At 63.1% G+C, this 2812-nt stretch carries 2 protein-coding genes and 1 pseudogene; all 3 read left to right on the top strand.

Annotated elements, in window-relative coordinates; all coding sequences use genetic code 11:
- On the top strand, nucleotides 1-488 hold a 488-nt coding region (locus ACRC1E_RS00025; RefSeq protein ID WP_438513059.1), incomplete at its 5' end, for a hypothetical protein.
- A gap of 121 nt (nucleotides 489-609) precedes the next feature.
- Nucleotides 610-915 (top strand): annotated as a pseudogene (locus ACRC1E_RS00020) (hypothetical protein); the annotation flags it as partial.
- 31 nt (nucleotides 916-946) lie between these two features.
- Nucleotides 947-2812: type I restriction endonuclease subunit R (locus ACRC1E_RS00015; RefSeq protein ID WP_438513058.1), on the top strand; the 1866-nt coding region annotated here is incomplete at its 3' end.

The following is a 2812-nucleotide window of genomic DNA, read 5'->3' as shown; positions in this document are numbered from 1 at the left end:
CTGACCGTTTTATCGCGGCTTACACGAATTTTCTCGGTACGCTGGTCAGCAAAGAGGTAAAGCGCGGCAAACTCACGTCGCGCTTGCTGGCGATCGGCCGCCGCCATTACGCGGCGGACCGTACCCTGCTTGATGCTTTCCGGCAGGCCCATCCGCAGGCGGATGGCGAGATGCTGGACGCGATTGCCGGTATGAAAATTGGCCGCTGGCTGTATCTGAAGGACACCCGCAGTTACTCGGTGTTGCTGGACGAGCAAACTGAAGCGGCCTACGGCGTACTGGGCTTGAATGACCCTCTGCGCATGCTGACCAGGGGGCAAAGCGGCGCGGTGTTTTACGGCGGCGTGATGGCCTTGCAGGGGCGTTGGGTTTGCGATGGCCTGCTGGAAAATCCGGTATGGCTGGGCAGTAATATGCGGCGCGGATTTAACGCGCGCTATACCGCCCTGCGTGCCTGCGGCGCCTTCAGTGTTGGGGCGGCGGGCTGATCTGGCAGGCCGCTAACCATACGATCTATGTCCGAGGCGCTGAACAGCTAGACATGGTGATGCCATCGACAGATGGCAAAGATGTGTCGATTTTTTGGCATTTTTTCGACACGTTTGGCGGATGTGTCGATGGTGTGTACAGATTGGGCAGCAAGTTGCTGCCCGATGGCAGGGCAATATCACGGGTGCCGGAGAACGTCAGCTGACAACAGATCAGGCCGGCGCAGCGCGCAGGATGCAAATCGGTCAGCAGGCTGCTGGCCAGACAGCTTTAAGGCCGCACTGCGGCCACAAGGGGAACCGCATGACCGAAGACCAACTGGAACAGGAAGCACTGAGCTATCTGGTAGAGATCGGCTACAGCCATGTGTGCGGCTATGACATCGCGCCAGATGGCAGCGCCCCTGAGCGCGCCGACTACCGCCAGAGCCTGCTGCTCACGCGGCTGCGCGCGGCGATTGCCCGCCTCAACCCGCGCCTGCCGCTTGCCGCTTGCCGCCCGCGAGGATGCGCTGGCGCAAGTGATGGATCTGGGCGTGCCGTCTCTGCTGGCGGCCAACCGCCACTTCCATGGTCTATTGGTGAACGGCGTACCGGTGCAGTATCAGAAGGACGGCGAGACGCGCGGCGACTTCGCCCGGCTGATCGACTGGGAAAATGCGCCCGGCGCCAACGAGTTTCTGGCGGTCAACCAGTACACGCTGAAGGGGGCCAAGCATTCGCGGCGGCCAGACATCCTGCTGTTCGTCAACGGCCTGCCGCTGGTGCTGATGGAGTTGAAAAACCCAGCCGATGAAAATGCCGATATCTGGAAGGCGTTCGAGCAGGTGCAGACCTACAAAGAACAGATTCCGGACGTGTTCCAGTACAACGAGATGCTGGTGATCTCCGACGGCAGCCAGGCGCGCATGGGATCGCTGTCTGCCAACGCCGAGCGCTACATGCAGTGGCGCACCATCGACGGGGTGAGCCTTGACCCGCTGGGGGCATTCAACGAGCTGGAAACCATGATTCGCGGGGTGTTCGCGCCGGCCTACCTGCTGGATTACCTGCGCTTTTTTGTGCTGTTCGAAGATGACGGCAAGCTGATCAAGAAGATCGCCGGCTACCACCAGTTCCACGCTGTGCGCAGCGCTATCGGCCAAGTGGTTGCCGCATCGCGCCCCGATGTCGTAGGCAGCCGCAAGGGCAAGGGCGGCGTGGTGTGGCACACCCAGGGCAGCGGCAAGAGCATCACCATGACCTGCTTTGCCGCACGGGTGATGCGTGAGGCGGCGATGGAAAACCCGACCATCTTGGTGATCACCGACCGCAACGACCTGGACGGCCAGCTGTTCGGCGTGTTTTCGCTGGCGCAGGGCTTGCTGCGCGAGCAGCCGGTGCAGGCCGATACCCGGCAGGACTTGCGCGCCCGGCTGGCAGGGCGGCCCTCCGGCGGCATCATCTTCGCCACCATCCAGAAGTTTGCACCCGGCGCGGACGAGGACAGCTTCCCGATGCTGTCCGACCGCCACAATATCGTGGTCACCGCCGACGAGGCGCACCGCACCCAGTACGGCTTCGAGGCCAAGCTGAAAGAACGGGCGCAGCCGGCAGGGCGTGTGGCGAGCGAGCAGGCTACGCACTACCAGTATCAGGTTGGCTACGCCCAGCACTTGCGTGATGCACTGCCCAACGCCACCTTCGTCGCCTTTACCGGCACCCCGGTGTCCAGCGAAGACCGCGACACCCGCGCGGTGTTCGGCGACTACATCCACATCTACGACATGCAGCAGGCCAAGGAAGACGGCGCGACGGTGGCCATCTACTACGAGTCACGGCTGGCCAAGTTGCGTCTGCTTGACGCCGCACTGCCATTGATCGACGACGAGGTGGACGAGCTGGCCGAGGACGAGGAGGAAGACCAGCAGTCACGGCTGAAGTCAAAGTGGGCGGCGCTGGAGAAGGTCGTTGGTGCCGACCCGCGCATCCAGCAGGTGGCGGCAGACCTGGTTGTGCATTTCGAGGCGCGGCAGAGTGCGCAGCGCGGCAAGGCGATGGTGGTGGCCATGAGCCGCGAGATCTGCGTGCATTTGTATAACGCGATCTGCGCGCTGCGCCCCGATTGGCACGACGAATACCCGGATCAGGGCGCGATCAAGATCGTGATGACCGGCTCGGCTTCCGACAAGGCGCTGCTGCGCCCGCACGTCTACCCCAAGCAGGTGAAGAAGCGGCTGGAGCAGCGTTTCAAGGACCCAGCCGACCCGCTGCAGCTGGTCATCGTGCGCGACATGTGGCTGACCGGCTTTGACCGGGGGCGCGGCAAGCCTCGGGGTTCAGCC

This window comes from Craterilacuibacter sp. (assembly GCF_051659485.1).
Taxonomy (GTDB): Bacteria; Pseudomonadota; Gammaproteobacteria; order Burkholderiales; family Chromobacteriaceae; genus Craterilacuibacter.
Note: the sequence above shows the minus strand (reverse complement) of the source record. Positions and strands in the feature narration are given on the sequence as shown.